12 protein-coding genes and 1 pseudogene are annotated in these 14,897 nt (G+C 62.0%); 10 read left to right on the top strand and 3 right to left on the bottom strand.

Translation table 11 applies throughout. The annotated features are described in order from the left end of the window. Positions 1-53 precede the first annotated feature (53 nt). From KJY40_RS20965 to fabF, 4 genes are all read left to right on the top strand, one after another. Entirely contained in the window at positions 54-2,048 is a 1,995-nt protein-coding gene (locus KJY40_RS20965) for a polysaccharide biosynthesis protein (protein WP_230732486.1), read from the top strand. 110 nt (positions 2,049-2,158) lie between these two features. Next, a complete protein-coding gene (locus KJY40_RS20960) occupies positions 2,159-2,494 on the top strand; it encodes a ComEA family DNA-binding protein (protein ID WP_230732484.1) in 336 nt (111 codons plus the stop codon). A gap of 218 nt (positions 2,495-2,712) precedes the next feature. Beyond that, complete coding sequence (locus KJY40_RS20955) at positions 2,713-3,507, top strand: SDR family NAD(P)-dependent oxidoreductase (protein WP_230732481.1); 795 nt, start codon at positions 2,713-2,715, stop codon at positions 3,505-3,507. A 32-nt stretch (positions 3,508-3,539) separates the two neighbouring features. Continuing rightward, entirely contained in the window at positions 3,540-4,814 is a 1,275-nt protein-coding gene (gene fabF, locus KJY40_RS20950; protein ID WP_230732478.1) for a beta-ketoacyl-ACP synthase II, read from the top strand. Here fabF and KJY40_RS20945 read toward each other — a convergent pair. Further along, complete coding sequence (locus tag KJY40_RS20945; RefSeq protein WP_230732475.1) at positions 4,811-5,368, bottom strand: TetR/AcrR family transcriptional regulator; 558 nt, start codon at positions 5,366-5,368, stop codon at positions 4,811-4,813. The genes fabF and KJY40_RS20945 overlap by 4 nt on opposite strands. A gap of 133 nt (positions 5,369-5,501) precedes the next feature. Between KJY40_RS20945 and KJY40_RS20940 the strand changes: the two are divergent. Continuing rightward, a pseudogene (locus tag KJY40_RS20940) lies at positions 5,502-5,699 on the top strand (hypothetical protein); the annotation flags it as partial. A 46-nt stretch (positions 5,700-5,745) separates the two neighbouring features. Here the strand turns inward: KJY40_RS20940 and KJY40_RS20935 are convergent. Together KJY40_RS20935 and eat are read right to left on the bottom strand one after the other, a co-directional pair. Next, the gene (locus tag KJY40_RS20935; RefSeq protein WP_007950938.1) at positions 5,746-5,913 is read right to left on the bottom strand and encodes a DUF2897 family protein; all 168 of its coding nucleotides are present in this window, start codon (positions 5,911-5,913) and stop codon (positions 5,746-5,748) included. Positions 5,914-6,032: 119 nt separating this feature from the next. Then, entirely contained in the window at positions 6,033-7,397 is a 1,365-nt protein-coding gene (gene eat, locus KJY40_RS20930; RefSeq protein WP_085607188.1) for an ethanolamine permease, read from the bottom strand. A 303-nt stretch (positions 7,398-7,700) separates the two neighbouring features. On the opposite strand from eat, the gene kdpF reads away from it, so the two are divergent. From kdpF to KJY40_RS20905, 5 genes are read left to right on the top strand one after another with little or no spacing between them, the layout of a single operon-like run. Continuing rightward, a complete protein-coding gene (gene kdpF, locus KJY40_RS20925; RefSeq protein ID WP_007950940.1) occupies positions 7,701-7,790 on the top strand; it encodes a K(+)-transporting ATPase subunit F in 90 nt (29 codons plus the stop codon). Positions 7,791-7,798: 8 nt separating this feature from the next. Further along, positions 7,799-9,493, top strand: coding sequence for a potassium-transporting ATPase subunit KdpA (kdpA, locus tag KJY40_RS20920; RefSeq protein WP_230732472.1), 1,695 nt, complete (start codon positions 7,799-7,801; stop codon positions 9,491-9,493). A 10-nt stretch (positions 9,494-9,503) separates the two neighbouring features. Beyond that, positions 9,504-11,570 carry a potassium-transporting ATPase subunit KdpB gene (kdpB, locus tag KJY40_RS20915; RefSeq protein WP_407681975.1) on the top strand — a complete coding sequence of 689 codons (2,067 nt, stop codon included), beginning with the start codon at positions 9,504-9,506 and terminating at the stop codon, positions 11,568-11,570. 57 nt (positions 11,571-11,627) lie between these two features. After that, entirely contained in the window at positions 11,628-12,173 is a 546-nt protein-coding gene (gene kdpC, locus KJY40_RS20910; RefSeq protein WP_230732469.1) for a potassium-transporting ATPase subunit KdpC, read from the top strand. Positions 12,174-12,207: 34 nt separating this feature from the next. Further along, positions 12,208-14,859 (top strand): sensor histidine kinase, encoded by a 2,652-nt coding sequence (locus KJY40_RS20905; RefSeq protein ID WP_230732467.1) that lies wholly within the window; start codon positions 12,208-12,210, stop codon positions 14,857-14,859. Positions 14,860-14,897: the final 38 nt, after the last annotated feature.

Here is a 14,897-nt window from a genome sequence, read left to right as displayed (position 1 = left end):
CCGTAAAATGCCAATACATCGTTGTCAGGGACAGGGCCATTCGGTTGAGGTTTATGGATAAGATACGAGCGTTTTTGTTGGGGTTACCGAGACGGCAGAAGCGCCTCATTCAAGTCGCTACAGACATTTTTCTGGTCTGGCTGGCGTTGTGGCTGGCGTTCATCGTCCGACTCGGGATTGACGATATGTACAACCCGCTGCGGATTCATTTCTGGCTTTTCGCATGCGCTCCCGTTATCGCCGTCCCTCTTTTCATTCGTTTCGGCATGTACCGTGCCGTGATGCGTTATTTCGGCAACGATGCGCTCATTGCGATCATCAAGGCCGTCAGTCTTTCTGCCTTGATCCTGGCGCTCGTGGTGTTCTGGTACAGCAATCACGAAGCGGTCGTCCCGCGTTCGATCATTTTCAACTACTGGTGGTTGAGTATGGTGATCATCGGCGGCCTGCGCCTGTGCATGCGCCAGTATTTCATGGGCGACTGGTTCACCGCAGCGCAGCATGTACCGTTCACCAGTCGGGATGATGGCCTGACCAAGGTTGCGATCTACGGGGCGGGTGTGGCGGGCAACCAGCTCGTGGCGGCATTGCGGATGGGGCGGGTCATGCGTCCGGTCGCGTTCATCGATGACGATTCCAGCATCGCCGACCGGTCTATCTCCGGATTGCAGGTCTACAAGCCAAAACACATTCAGCAGATGATAGATGTCACGGGAGCGCAGGAAATTCTTCTGGCGCTGCCGTCATCGACACGGGCGCGTCGCCGGGAAATCCTGAATCTGCTCGAAGGCTTTCCCCTTCATGTGCGCAGCGTGCCCAACTTCACGGATCTGGCCAGCGGCCGGGTCAAGGTCGAGGATATCCAGGAGGTCGATATCGCCGACCTCCTCGGGCGTGACGCGGTGCCGGCTCAACCGGACTTGCTGGAGCGTTGCGTCAAGGGCAAGACCGTGATGGTCACCGGAGCGGGCGGATCGATCGGTTCAGAGCTGTGCCGGCAGATCTTTGCGTTGGGGCCGACGACCCTGTTGCTGTTCGAACACAGCGAATTCAACCTCTACAGCATTCTGTCGGAGCTGGAGCAGCGGGGATGTCGTGAGGCGGTGGGGGTGCGGTTGCTGCCGATCCTCGGGTCGATCCGTCAGCCGGAAAAACTGCTCGACGTGATGAAAACCTGGAAGGTCGATACGGTCTATCACGCAGCCGCCTACAAGCATGTACCGATGGTCGAGCACAACATCGCCGAAGGCGTCCTGAACAATGTGATCGGCACGCTCAACACCGCCCAGGCAGCGTTGCAGTCGGGGGTGTCCAACTTTGTTCTGATTTCTACCGACAAGGCTGTGCGCCCGACCAACGTCATGGGCAGCACCAAGCGTCTGGCCGAACTGACGCTCCAGGCCCTCAGCCGTGAGGTTGCCCCGGTGCTGTTCGGCGACAAGGCCAACGTGTCCCGGGTCAACAAGACCCGCTTCACCATGGTCCGGTTCGGCAATGTCCTGGGGTCTTCGGGATCAGTGATTCCGCTGTTTCACAGCCAGATCAAATCCGGTGGTCCGCTGACGGTCACCCATCCGAAGATCACGCGTTATTTCATGACGATCCCCGAAGCGGCACAGCTGGTGATCCAGGCCGGCTCCATGGGGCTGGGCGGTGACGTTTTTGTCCTCGACATGGGCGAGCCGGTCAAGATTGTCGAGCTGGCAGAGAAGATGATTCACCTTTCCGGTCTGAGCATTCGCTCGGAGAAGAATGCTCAAGGGGATATCTCGATCGAGTTCACGGGGTTGCGTCCTGGCGAGAAGTTGTACGAAGAGCTGTTGATCGGAGACAACGTCGCTGCCACGCCGCATCCCATGATCATGACGGCCAACGAGGACCATTTGCCCTGGGACGTGCTGAAGGCCAGGCTGAGCGAGTTGCTCGTTGCCGTGAACAATGACGACTACTCGCGGGTACGCCAGCTTCTGCGTGAGACCGTCAGTGGCTATACCCCGGATGGCGAGATTGTCGACTGGATCTACCAGCAGCGTCGTCTTGAACCCTGATTGTTTCACATCCTGTAACGGACACGTTTTTGACAGGCTCCCATCATCGCCTAAGTTTGGAGAGCAGCTTCGGAAAAGCTGCTTTCTCAATTGATGATGGAGCGTCACTTATGCGTACCGGATACTTCTACTCCCTGATTTTTGCTTTCCTGACCAGTGCCTCGATCGCCGCGGTTGCCGGGCCTTCGGCTCCTTTGGAGTCCAATAAGGCACCATTGGTGATGGGCGCGCAGGCCACAGCTGAAATCGAAAGGGTGGACCTGAATGAAGCCGACGCTACAACCCTGCAAAAAGCGTTGGCGGGTATTGGTGAAGCCAAGGCCAAGGCGATTGTTGCTTACCGTGATGCTAATGGGCCATTTTCCTCCGTGGATGAATTGCTGGAGGTGAAGGGCATCGGCAAGGCGATCCTGGATCGCAATCGCGACAAGCTGGAAGTGAACTAAGCTGATTGTTCAACGCCAAGGGGCCGGTCATTGACCGGCCTTTTTGCATTCTGGCGAGTGCCGGGGGCTGACTCACGTCTTCAGGCCCTCTCGTCGGGGAATGAAAAATTATGGCTATCATATAGTCTTTGGATTATGCCTATAATAATTTCCTGCGCCGCTGGAGCCCCGGGCTTTCAGAGGTCGTTCATTCCGAAATGCATTTCAGGAGTATCGTCATGAGTTCCCCTAAATCCCAAGGTACGGCGCTGGTCACTGGCGCATCTTCCGGCATTGGTGCGGTATATGCCGAGCGGTTGGCGGCACGTGGTTTTGATCTGTTGCTGGTCGCCCGTGATCAGGAACGTCTGGAGTCTGCTGCCAGCAAGTTGCGGGAGGCTCATGGTGTTCAGGTCGAGGTGCTGAAGGCCGATCTGACGCAAAAGGATGAAGTGCTCAAGCTTGAACAGCGTCTGCGCAGCGATTCCAGTATCAGCCTGCTGGTCAACAATGCGGGTGTGGCGGTCAATGGTTTGTTGGCTAACGCCGATCCCGAGATCCTGGAGCAACTGATTCAGTTGAACGTCACCACGCTGACCCGGCTGGCAGCCGCAGCAGCCTCCGCGTTCACCGGCGCCGGGCGCGGCACGATCATCAACATTGCGTCGGTGGTCGCCTTGTTCCCCGAGCGCTTCAATGCCACCTACAGCGCCAGCAAGGCTTACGTGTTGAGCCTGACTCAATCGCTCAATACCGAACTGGAAGGCACCGGCGTCAAGGTCCAAGCGGTATTGCCGGGTGTGACCCGAACGGAAATCTGGGAACGCTCGGGGTTCGATGCCAGTGGCATTCCTGCGGAAATGGTCATGGAGGCGGGCGAGATGGTCGATGCCGCGTTGTCCGGTCTGGATCAGGGCGAGCTTGTCACGATTCCTTCGTTGCCCGATGCGGGCGAATGGCAAACCTTCGTCGCGGCACGTCATGTGATGGCCCCCAACCTGTCCCACAGCTCGGCGGCCAGCCGCTACAAGTAAAAGACTTTCAAGTCGTGAGAGGTCAACCCGATATGGATCAGCGTCGAGTAGTTGTCACGGGTATGGGCCTGGTTTCGCCCTTGGGAAGCGGCATCGAAGTCGTCTGGCAGCGCTTGCTGGCCGGGCGTTCGGGTTTGCGAAACTTGCCGGAAGCGGTAATTGCCGATCTGCCGACCCGGGTCGGTGGCGTGGTGCCGACGATGGAGGAGGACGCCGAAGCAGGTTTCGATCCGGATCGCGCCACGCCGCCCAAAGAACAGAAGAAAATGGATCGGTTCATTCTGTTCGCGATGGAGGCGGCCCGTCAGGCGCTTGAACAGGCCGGCTGGCACCCGACCGAGCCCCACGCTCAGGAGCGCACGGCCACCATCATTGGCTCCGGTGTCGGCGGGTTCGGCGCCATCGCCGATGCTGTGCGCACTACCGACAGCCGAGGCCCGCGACGCTTGTCGCCGTTCACCATCCCCTCGTTTCTGGTCAACCTTGCGGCGGGGCATGTCTCGATCCAGCACAGTCTCAAGGGTCCGCTCGGTGCACCGGTCACCGCTTGTGCCGCTGGAGTGCAGGCGATTGGTGACGCGGCGCGATTGATTCGTTCCGGCGAAGCCGATATAGCGGTATGCGGCGGCGCGGAAGCCTGCATCGACCGGGTCAGCCTTGCCGGTTTCGCGGCGGCGCGGGCCTTGTCCAGCGCCTACAACGACACGCCTGAGCGCGCGTCGCGTCCGTTCGACAGCGGGCGTGACGGCTTCGTGATGGGCGAAGGCGCCGGTCTACTGGTTATCGAGTCACTGGAACATGCCTTGGCACGGGGTGCGAAACCGTTGGCCGAACTGGTGGGATATGGCACTAGCGCGGATGCGTACCACCTGACCGCCGGGCCGGAAGACGGCAGCGGTGCACGCCGGGCGATGACTCTGGCGCTGGCTCAGGCTGGCATCACGCCGGATCAGGTGCAACACCTGAACGCGCATGCGACCTCAACGCCAGTGGGCGACCTCGGTGAGCTGGCTGCAATCAAGTCGGTGTTCGGCGTGCAAAATTCAATCGCCGTCACCTCGACCAAATCCGCGACGGGGCATTTGCTGGGGGCGGCGGGAGGTCTGGAAGCGATCTTCACGCTGTTGGCTATCCGCGATCAAATCGTTCCGCCAACCCTCAACCTGGAAAATCCCGATCCGGCCAGCGAAGGCGTAGATATCGTCCACGGTCAGGCGCGGTCGATGCCGATCGAGTATGCGTTGTCCAATGGGTTCGGCTTCGGCGGGGTCAATGCCAGCGTGCTGTTCAAGCGCTGGCAGGCTTAGTCTTCCGATTGTTTGAGGTGTTCGCGGGTAACGTCCAGGATGCGTTGCGCGAACCCGGCATCCGCGACACTGCGAGACAGCAGGAGCGCCCCGGCCAGTGTCGCCATGATGACGATGCTGCGCTCGGCGGCGTTCTCGCCTTCAAGGGTGCCTTCGATCTGGTCCAGGCGAGCCTTGAGCACTTCATCGCTGGTCGGGCTCGGCTGGCCGCGCAACCCCAGTTCCGAAGAAATGGTCAGCAGCGGGCAGCCTTCATGGGGCGTGGTCTGATGCCACTCGGACAGGTAGGTATCGATGAACAGCTCCAGCGGGTTTTCCTGGGCGAAGATCTCCGCGCACAGGCCCGCCACTTGATCGCCGGCCGCCTGCAGTGCTTTTTCAACGAGTTCGTCCTTGGACTTGAAGTGCGAGTAAAAACCGCCGTGCGTCAGGCCCAGCGCCTTCATCAATGGCTGCAGGCCGGTCGCACCGATGCCGTTCTTGCGAAACCGCTCGGACGCTTCCTTGATGATGCGTTGATGGGTCTGGGCTTTATGATCCTGCGAGTAACGCATTTAAACTCTCCGCAACAAGACCGCCATCTTAACCAATGGAAATTGGATGGTGACTGTACTTCTACTTCTAAAAAACATGCCGGTGCATCCAACACGTTCCCAAGGGTTGAAAGTGTTGGCATGGAGAGTGACTGCAGCCTGTCCGGGTGGTGACCTGTCACTGGTGATGTGGGAGCCGGACGCGCAGGACCCGCTGAGCGTATGCCGCCCGGTCGGCGTAGAGAACTATCGTCTGGACGATGCGCAGCTGGATGGCTGGAGCCAGCCGGAACGTGCGGCGTACAAAGGGCTGCATGGCTTGCACATTGCCAGGGCCGACTGGGAAAAGTGACCGCGACAAAAAAACAAACCCCGCCGATTCAGGCGGGGTTTTTCGTTCAGCGGTCCTGCGCGTCCTTGATGTCCGCTTCGGCATTGCGTTCAGCGACGCGCTTGCGTTGTTCATCGGTCAGTTCGACCTTGTTGGCGGTGTCACGCAACATCATCAGACCGCCGACGATCGAGCCGATTGCAACGACCAGAATCAACCAGGCATACCAGGGCATAACGGCTCTCCTTAAAGACAGGTCGACGGGCGAGGGTTTCGCCGTGCAACGCTGCATACCACTTTGAGCGAAGTGCATTCGCAGTGGTTCCATTCTAGGCCGGTTATGCCCGTCGCGGTTTACAGTCCGGTCAGCATGGCGTCTGCCGGGGCGTTGGCGCGCAACTGGCCGGTCAACAGGAAGTAGCCGAAACCGACCGCCATGAAGCCGAGAAAGATCAGCCCGATCAGCGCGTTGAACCAGGCCATCGCCACCAGACACACCACGGCCAGCACCAATGCAATCAGCGGAATCAGCGGATAGCACGGCGCGCGGAAGGTGCGCTCCAGATTCGGTTCGGATTTACGCAGTTTGAACAGGCTGAGCATGCTCATGATGTACATCACGATCGCCCCAAATACCGCCATGGTGATCATCGCGGCGGTGAGGGTCATGCCGCCGAGATTGATCAGGCCGTCGCTGTAGATCGCCGCGATACCGATCACGCCGCCGGCGATGATGGCGCGGTGCGGGGTCTGGAAGCGCGACAGCTTCGCCAATGAGGCGGGCAGGTAACCGGCGCGGGCGAGGGCGAAGAATTGCCGCGAGTAGCCAAGAATGATCCCGTGGAAACTCGCCACCAGCCCGAACAGGCCAATCCACACCAGCATGTGCAGCCAGCCGGAGTTATCGCCGACCACGGTTTTCATTGCTTGCGGCAACGGATCGTTGATGTTCGACAGAGTGCGCCAGTCGCCGACGCCACCGGCGAAGAACATCACGCCCATCGCCAGCAATACCAGGGTCAGAATGCCGCTGATGTAGGCCTTGGGAATCGTGCGTTTCGGGTCCTTGGCTTCTTCGGCCGCCATGGCCGCACCTTCAATGGCGAGGAAAAACCAGATGGCAAAAGGAATTGCCGCGAACATCCCGGCAATCGCGGGAGCGCCGAAGATGTCCGAACCGGCCCAGCCATTGAGGGCGAAGTTGCTGAAACTGAAGGCCGGGGCGACCACGCCCATGAACACCAACAGCTCGGCGACGGCCAGAACGCAGACGATCAACTCGAAGGTCGCGGCCAGTTTCACACCGAGAATGTTCAGCCCCATGAACACGATGTACGCGCCGACCGCTGCGTGTTTCGGATCGAGAGCCGGAAACTGCACGTTCAGGTACGCGCCAATCGCCAAGGCAATCGCTGGCGGGGCGAAGACGAATTCGATCAGCGTCGCCAGTCCGGCGATCAATCCGCCTTTTTCACCGAAGGCGCGGCGACTGTAGGCAAACGGCCCGCCCGCGTGGGGGATTGCCGTGGTCAGTTCGGTGAAGCTGAAAATGAAGCAGGTGTACATGGTCGCGACCATGAACGAGGTCACCAGGAAACCCAAGGTTCCCGCGACGCCCCAGCCATAACTCCAGCCGAAATATTCCCCGGAAATCACCAGCCCCACCGCGATGCCCCACAGGTGCAACGTGCCCAGCGTGGGTTTGAGTTGTGTGTTCATGCGTTTGCTCCCTGAACGGTTTGGAAAGCTCGGGGAAGGGCGTGTGCAGTGGGCGTGCCATTTTGTATTGGCGGGTCGTAATGGGCTGAAAGCTGTCGTATCGGGGATGTTCGCGACTCGATAGCGCACATTTCTGTGCGCCAGTCAGGTGCGTCGTCCATCGGAAACAGTCGTAAAGAAGGCATAAACCCACTCTTTACGCTTTCTTTATGCCCCGCGCGCACCCTCGGTCTCGTTCCTTTACAGCCTCCTTTCCGACAATGCCTCCACACGCGGCAATACGCCGTAACACGGAGATCTTCCATGAGCGTTCTGGACGGGGTGTCACTGCTGCTGGCAGTGGGGCTGTTCATTTATCTGTTGGTTGCGCTGTTGCGCGCGGATCGGACTTAGGAGCGGCTATGCACAGTTATGACTATTGGCTGATCCTCGCATTCTTCGCGGTGGTCTTGCTGCCGGCGCCGTTCCTCGGGCGCTTCTACTACAAGGTGATGGAAGGTCAGCGCACCTGGCTGACGCCGATTCTCGGCCCGGTCGAGCGCGGCTGTTACCGCATTGCCGGAGTCAGTCCGCAGGATGAACAGAGCTGGCAGAAGTACACGCTGGCGCTGCTGGCGTTCAACCTCGCCGGTTTCCTGCTGCTGTTCGCGATCCTGCTGTTCCAGGATCACCTGCCGCTGAACCCGCAAAACCTGCCGGGCCAGGAGTGGACACTCGCGTTCAACACCGCCGTCAGTTTCATGACCAATACCAACTGGCAGGCCTACAGCGGCGAAGCGTCGCTCAGCTACCTGAGCCAGATGGTCGGCCTCACCGTGCAGAACTTCGTCAGCGCCGCCACCGGCCTCGCCGTGCTGGTTGCGCTGTGCCGTGGCATCGGGCGCAAATCCACCAAGACCCTGGGCAACTTCTGGGTCGACATGACCCGCGCCACTCTCTACGGCCTGCTGCCGCTGTGCCTGCTGCTGGCGCTGTACCTGGTGTGGCAGGGCGTTCCGCAAACCTTCGCGCAATACGTGAATGCTGTGACGATGCAGGGCGTTGACCAAGTGATCCCGCTCGGCCCGGCCGCCAGCCAGATTGCGATCAAGCAACTGGGCACCAACGGCGGTGGTTTCTTCGGCGTCAACTCGGCGCATCCGTTCGAGAACCCGACCGCGTGGAGCAACCTGTTCGAAGTCGCGTCGATCATCCTGATCCCGGTGGCGCTGGTGTTTACCTTCGGCCACTACGTGAAGGATCTGCGTCAGAGTCGCGCCATCATCGGTTGCATGCTCGCGCTGTTCATCATCGGCGGCGCCACTTCGCTGTGGGCCGAGTACCAACCGAACCCTGCCTTGAACAACGTCGCCGTCGAACAGACCGCGCCGCTGGAAGGCAAGGAAGCGCGCTTCGGCACCACCGCCACTGTGCTCTGGTCGGTGACCACCACCGCGGCGTCGAACGGTTCGGTCAACGGCATGCATGACAGCCTCAACCCGCTCAGCGGCATGGTCGCACTGGTCAACATGATGGTCGGCGAAGTGATCTTCGGCGGCGTCGGCGCGGGGCTCTACGGCATGTTGCTGAACGTGCTGATCGCGGTGTTCCTCGCCGGCCTGATGATCGGCCGCACCCCGGAATACCTCGGCAAGAAACTCCAGGCCCGTGAAGTGCAACTGCTGGTCGTCACCCTGCTGGTGATGCCGGTCGGCGTGCTGGTGCTCGGCGCGATTGCCGCGAGCCTGCCGGGCCCGGTGGCGGCGGTGAGCAACCCCGGCCCGCACGGTTTCAGTCAGTTGCTTTACGCCTACACCTCGGCCAGTGCCAACAACGGTTCGGCGTTCGGCGGCTTCGGCGCCAACACCGCGTTCCACAACCTGATGCTCGGTCTTGGCATGTTGATCGGTCGCTTCGGCTACATCCTCCCGGTACTGGCCCTGGCCGGCAGCCTGGCGATGAAGAAAACCGCACCGATCGGCCAGAACAGCTTCCCGACCCACGGCCCGCTGTTCGTGACCCTGTTGACCGTGACCATTTTGCTGGTGGGCGGCCTGACCTTCTTGCCGACCCTGGCGCTCGGCCCGATTGCCGAACACCTGAGCATGGGCTTCTAAGGAATCCATCATGAATATGCATGTTCCAGCTTCAAAACCAGCGGCAGCTGCCAAGTCGGCAGAGGCACCCAAAACCGCGATCAGCGCCCTGTGGCGTCCGGCGCTGGTGCAAGCGTTCGTCAAGCTCGACCCGCGACAGTTGCAGCGCTCGCCAGTGATGCTGGTGGTCGAACTGACGGCAATCCTGACCACCGTGCTGTGCTTCATTCCCGACAGCAGCGTGCCGACTTTCGTTGCCGCGCAAATCGCCCTGTGGCTGTGGTTCACCGTGCTGTTCGCCAACTTCGCCGAAGCGCTGGCCGAAGGTCGCGGCAAGGCCCGCGCCGACAGCCTCAAGGCTGGCAGTGAAGGCCTCAGCGCCCGACGCAAACTGGCCAACGGCAGCTTCCAGGTCGTACCGGCCACCAGCCTGCGCAAGGGTGATGTGGTGCGCGTTGAATCCGGGGAAATGATCCCCGGTGACGGCGAGGTCATCGAAGGCATCGCGGCGGTCAACGAAGCGGCAATTACCGGTGAATCGGCTCCGGTGATCCGCGAGTCCGGCGGCGACCGTTCCGCCGTTACCGGCAACACCCGGCTGGTGTCCGACTGGCTGCTGGTGAAGATCACCGCCAACCCCGGTGAGTCGACACTGGACCGGATGATCGCACTGGTCGAAGGCGCCAAACGCCAGAAGACTCCGAACGAAGTGGCGCTGGACATCCTGCTGATCGGCCTGACCCTGATCTTCCTGCTGGTGGTCGTGACCCTGCAACCTTTCGCCCACTTCGCCAATGGCAGCCTGCCGCTGGTGTTCCTGGTGGCGTTATTGGTCACGCTGATTCCGACCACCATCGGCGGACTGCTGTCGGCGATCGGGATTGCCGGGATGGATCGTCTGGTGCGTCTGAACGTGATCGCCAAGTCCGGTCGTGCGGTGGAAGCGGCGGGTGATGTGCACGTGTTGCTGCTGGACAAGACCGGCACCATCACTTTCGGCAACCGTCGTTGCAGCGCGGTATATGCCGCGCCGGGCGTGAATGCCCGAGAACTGGCCGAAGGTGCGCTGTTCGCTTCGCTGGCTGACGAAACTGCCGAAGGCAAGTCCATCGTCGAGTACCTGCGCGGCACCAATCCACAGCCAGAACCTTCGCCGGAAACTCTGACCGCCGTACCGTTCAGCGCTGAAACCCGCTTGTCCGGTGTCGACTATCAGGGCCGTGTGTTCCGCAAGGGCGCGGTGGATTCGCTGCTGGCGTTCCTCGGTCAACAGCGCAAGGATCTGGCGCCGGCGCTGTCCCGGGAAATCGACAAGATTGCCCAGAGCGGTGGCACCCCGTTGCTGGTTTGCGCCGACGGCAAACTGCTCGGCGCGATTCACCTCAAAGACGTGGTCAAGCCGGGCATCCGCGAGCGTTTTGCCGAGCTGCGCAAACTGGGGATTCGCACCGTGATGGTCACCGGCGACAACCCGCTGACCGCCGCAGCGATTGCCGCTGAGGCAGGCGTCGACGACGTGCTGGCCGAAGCCACACCGGAGAAAAAACTCGCCCGCATCCGTCACGAGCAGAACGATGGTCGTCTGGTTGCGATGTGCGGCGACGGCGCCAACGATGCCCCGGCGCTGGCTCAGGCTGACGTCGGCATGGCGATGAACGACGGCACGCAAGCCGCGCGTGAAGCGGCCAACATGGTCGACCTCGACAGCGACCCGACCAAGCTGCTGGACGTGGTGCAGATCGGTAAGGAATTGCTGGTGACCCGCGGCGCGCTGACGACCTTTTCCATCGCCAACGACGTGGCCAAGTACTTCGCGATCCTGCCGGCGCTGTTCGCCGCGATTTACCCGCAACTGGGCGTGCTGAACATCATGCATTTGAGCAGCCCGCAGAGCGCGATCCTGTCGGCCATCGTGTTCAACGCCCTGATCATCGTCGTGCTGATTCCGCTGGCCCTGCGCGGCGTGCGGGTGCAGGCGGCGAGTGCGGCGGCGCTGCTGCGACGCAATCTGCTGATCTATGGCCTGGGCGGGATTCTGGTGCCGTTCGTGGGGATCAAGGCGATCGACATGCTGTTGACGGCGTTGCATCTGGTTTGAACCTGAACAGCGGTGTGCCGGGCACACCGCTTCAAGCACGAATTCGAGGATTTTGAAATGTCCACACTGTTACGTCCGGCCCTGAGCCTGCTGGTGCTGATGACCCTGGTCACCGGCGTTGCCTATCCGTTGGTAGTTACGGGCGTCGCGCAGGTTGCCTTCCCCGAGCAGGCCAACGGCAGCCTGGTGCGCGATGCCGAAGGCAAGGTGCGCGGCTCGTCGCTGATCGCTCAGGATTTTGTCGGCGATGCGTGGTTCCATCCGCGTCCTTCGGCCGGTGCCTTTGCCACTGTTTCGAGCAGTGCGAGCAACCTGTCGCCAAGCAATCCGGCGCTGGCCACACGAGTGATCGACGACGCCAACAAGCTGCAAGTACCCGGGCAGGGCCCGGTTCCACTGGCGCTGGTGACCACCTCCGGCAGCGGTCTCGATCCGCACTTGCCACCGGCAGCGATTGCCTATCAACTGGCGCGTGTTGCGGCCGCGCGCAATATGCCGGTGGCGACCTTGCAGCGACTGCTCGACGCGCACATCGAACAGCCGCTGGTGGGGCCGCCGGTGGTGAATGTGCTGGCGCTGAACATGGCGCTTGAGAAGCTGTAAATTGCGATGAGATCAGGAAGAGAGAGCTTCAAGCATGAGTGACTCCGGCCGCGCCGACGCGCTGTTAGCAGACTTGCCCCGCGACGGACGCGGCCGGCTCAAGGTTTTCCTCGGCGCAGCACCAGGCGTGGGTAAGACCTACGCGATGTTGCAGGCCGCCCACAGCCAGTTGCGCCAGGGCGTGAAAGTCATCGCCGGGGTGGTCGAAACCCACGGCCGCGCCGAAACCGAAGCGCTGCTCGGCGGCCTGCCGCAACTGCCGCTGGTGCGCTCGGAATACCGGGGCGTGACGCTCGAAGAAATGGACCTCGACGGCCTGCTCGCCGCCAGACCGAAGCTTGTGCTGGTGGATGAACTGGCCCACAGCAACGCCCCCGGCAGCCGCCACGCCAAACGCTGGCAGGACATTCAGGAACTGCTCGCCGCCGGCATCGACGTCTACACCACGGTCAACGTCCAGCACCTGGAAAGTCTCAACGATCAGGTGCGCGGCATCACCGGTGTCCAGGTGCGCGAAACCCTGCCGGACTGGGTGCTGCAAGAAGCCTACGAACTGCTGCTGATCGACCTGCCGCCCCGGGAACTGCTTGAGCGCCTGCGCGAAGGCAAAGTCTACGTGCCGGAGCAGGCGCGCGCCGCGATCGATGCATTTTTCACCCAGACCAACCTCACCGCACTGCGCGAACTGGCGATGCAGACCGCTGCCGCGCAGGTTGATAACGATCTCGCTCAAGGCTATCGCCAACTCGGTCAGGACGCGCCGGCGGTGCGCGGTCGCTTGCTGGTCGGGGTCGATGGTGATGCCCAGGCTGAACGGTTGGTGCGTCATGCCAGCCGAGTGGCCCAGCGTCGGCATTTGCCATGGAGTCTGGTACACGTCGACAACGGCAGCGTGCGCGACGAGCAATCGCGCCTGCGCCTGCAAAGTGCCCAGCAACTGGCCGAGCGTCTGGGCGGCGAAGTGGTGCTGTTGCGGGCCGGCGAAGTGGCGAAAACCCTGATCCAGCATGCCGCTGAACGACGGGCGAGCCTGGTGCTGGTCGGCCAGTCGCGGCCGCGCCTGCGCAGGCGTCTGTTCGGCGGTGGGCTGGCGGCGCGTTTGCTGCGTCAGGCCCACGGTCTGGAAATCAACGTGCTGGACAGTGATCAGGAACAGCATCAGCCGCGCCCGCGTGTAGCGCCGACGCTGGTGTGGTTCGACTATGCGCTGGCGCTGGTGGCGACGATTCTGGCCAGTGCGCTGGCGTGGGCGGTGTCCAGCGTGCTGCCGCTGCCGAACATCTCGCTGGTGTTTCTTGCGGCGGTGTTGCTGGTGGCGGTGCGCAGCAGCCTCGGCCCGGCGCTGGCTTGTGCGGCGCTGTCGTTTCTGACCTACGATTTCCTGTTCATCCCGCCGAACTTTTCTTTCGCCATCCAGCGCGAAGAGGACGTGCTGACCTTGCTGTTCTTCCTGCTGATGGCGGCGCTCACCGGCAACCTGGCGGCGCGTCAGCGTCGGCAATTGCAGGCGCTGCGCGATACCCAGGAAGAGACCACCGAGCTGCTCGACCTGTCACGCAAACTCACCGCGGCCACCGACCGCCAGGCCGTGGTCAGCGCCGCCGCGCAGCACCTCAATGGTTGGAGCGATCTGCAACTGTGCCTGGTCAATCGTGACGGCCAGGGCGGCTGGAAAGTCGAGACCGGCGGGCCGTTGCAGTTTACTGAATCCGAGCGCGCCGCCGCCGACTGGGCCTGGCAACACGATCAACCGGCGGGCATGGGCACCGGCACGTTGCCGTTCGGGCGCTGGTGGTGGTGGCCGCTGTCGGTGGAGGACGGGCCGCTGGCGCTGCTCGGCGTCTGTGCGAAAGAAGGCCAGACCTTGAGTGGCCAGCGTCGCCGTTTGTTGACCGCGTTGAGTCAACCATTGGCTCAGGCTCTGGCCCGGGCGCAACTGGCCGATGACCTGGAAGCCGCGCGTCTGCACGGCGAAACCGAACAACTGCGCAGCGCCTTGCTGGCCTCGGTGTCGCATGATTTGCGCACCCCGCTGACTTCGATGCGCGGCAGCATCGACAGCCTGCTGGCGCTCGGCGAAGCGATCCCGCTGGAGGATCGCCGCGAGCTGCTCGAAGGCACCCGCGATGAAGCCGAGCGTCTCGACCGCTACATCCAGAACCTGCTGGACATGACCCGCCTCGGCCACGGCGCCCTGAAGCTGGCGCGCGACTGGGTGTCGCCGGCGGACATCGTCGGCAGTGCGCTTAATCGTCTGCGGGCGGTGTTGTCGTCATTGCAGGTCGCGACCGATGTGCCAGCCGAATTGCCGCTGTTGTTCGTGCATGCTGCGCTGATCGAACAGGCGCTGGTCAACGTGCTGGAAAACGCCGCCCGGTTCTCGCCGTCCCACGGCCGTCTGCACCTGCGCGCCGGGGCGGATGACAGCGAAGTGTTTTTCTCGGTCAGCGATGAAGGGCCGGGAATTCCCGTCGATGAGCGGGCGAAGATTTTCGACATGTTCTACACCGCCGCCCGAGGTGATCGGGGCGGGCAGGGTACCGGCCTTGGGCTGGCGATCTGTCAGGGCATGGTCGGCGCCCATGGCGGGCGGATCAGTGTCGGCGACGGCATCGACGGACGCGGTACCTGCATCACCCTGCACCTGCCCTTGCAGACGCAACCGGGGATGGACGGTGAAGCCTGATCCGCGCTGCGCTACTCTCTTGCCACTCTTTTGTGTTG

Origin of the sequence: Pseudomonas fitomaticsae (assembly GCF_021018765.1) — a bacterium.
Classification (GTDB): Bacteria; Pseudomonadota; Gammaproteobacteria; order Pseudomonadales; family Pseudomonadaceae; genus Aquipseudomonas; species Aquipseudomonas fitomaticsae.
This window is presented reverse-complemented; position numbering and strand designations above follow the sequence as displayed.

Coding starts and splice junctions, on each gene's coding strand:
- KJY40_RS20965 (WP_230732486.1), top strand. CDS start 54: ATGGATAAGATACGAGCGTTTTTGTTGGGGTTACCGAGACGGCAGAAG.
- KJY40_RS20960 (WP_230732484.1), top strand. CDS start 2,159: ATGCGTACCGGATACTTCTACTCCCTGATTTTTGCTTTCCTGACCAGT.
- KJY40_RS20955 (WP_230732481.1), top strand. CDS start 2,713: ATGAGTTCCCCTAAATCCCAAGGTACGGCGCTGGTCACTGGCGCATCT.
- fabF (WP_230732478.1), top strand. CDS start 3,540: ATGGATCAGCGTCGAGTAGTTGTCACGGGTATGGGCCTGGTTTCGCCC.
- KJY40_RS20945 (WP_230732475.1), bottom strand. CDS start 5,368: ATGCGTTACTCGCAGGATCATAAAGCCCAGACCCATCAACGCATCATC.
- KJY40_RS20935 (WP_007950938.1), bottom strand. CDS start 5,913: ATGCCCTGGTATGCCTGGTTGATTCTGGTCGTTGCAATCGGCTCGATC.
- eat (WP_085607188.1), bottom strand. CDS start 7,397: ATGAACACACAACTCAAACCCACGCTGGGCACGTTGCACCTGTGGGGC.
- kdpF (WP_007950940.1), top strand. CDS start 7,701: ATGAGCGTTCTGGACGGGGTGTCACTGCTGCTGGCAGTGGGGCTGTTC.
- kdpA (WP_230732472.1), top strand. CDS start 7,799: ATGCACAGTTATGACTATTGGCTGATCCTCGCATTCTTCGCGGTGGTC.
- kdpB (WP_407681975.1), top strand. CDS start 9,504: ATGAATATGCATGTTCCAGCTTCAAAACCAGCGGCAGCTGCCAAGTCG.
- kdpC (WP_230732469.1), top strand. CDS start 11,628: ATGTCCACACTGTTACGTCCGGCCCTGAGCCTGCTGGTGCTGATGACC.
- KJY40_RS20905 (WP_230732467.1), top strand. CDS start 12,208: ATGAGTGACTCCGGCCGCGCCGACGCGCTGTTAGCAGACTTGCCCCGC.